General features: G+C 43.8%; 1 protein-coding gene. It reads right to left on the bottom strand.

All coding sequences use genetic code 11. The annotated features are described in order from the left end of the window. Positions 1-72 precede the first annotated feature (72 nt). Positions 73-404 (bottom strand): iron-sulfur cluster assembly protein (locus J7R05_RS08650; RefSeq protein ID WP_208541910.1); only part of this gene is annotated, 332 nt, incomplete at its 5' end.

Below are 404 nucleotides of genomic sequence, written 5' to 3'. Positions count from 1 at the left end.
AGGCGGCATTTCTCTCATCGTAAATTAAGGACGAAAATGCCATCTTTTTTATACTTTAAGAAGGTGGCGTTTTTAGCACCATTCAGTAGCGACTTGTGCTTCTTCTGACATACAATCGGGGGTCCATGGCGGATCAAATGTCTTAATCACTTCAACACATGAAACACCTTCAACTGCAATTACAGCATTCTCTACCCACCCTGGCATTTCCCCTGCTACAGGGCAACCAGGTGCCGTGAGCGCCATTTCGATTTTTACTGAACGATCGTCTTCATTATCCACGCGATAATTGAGCCCTAGGTCATAGATATTAGCAGGTGTTTCTGGATCGTAAATCGTTTTAAGAGCAGAGATGATGGCATCTGTCATAGGCTCAGTTTCTGCTTTTGGAATTGCTGATGTCT

Source organism: Bartonella capreoli, assembly GCF_902813205.1.
In the GTDB taxonomy this organism is placed as follows: domain Bacteria; phylum Pseudomonadota; class Alphaproteobacteria; order Rhizobiales; family Rhizobiaceae; genus Bartonella; species Bartonella schoenbuchensis.
This window is presented reverse-complemented; position numbering and strand designations above follow the sequence as displayed.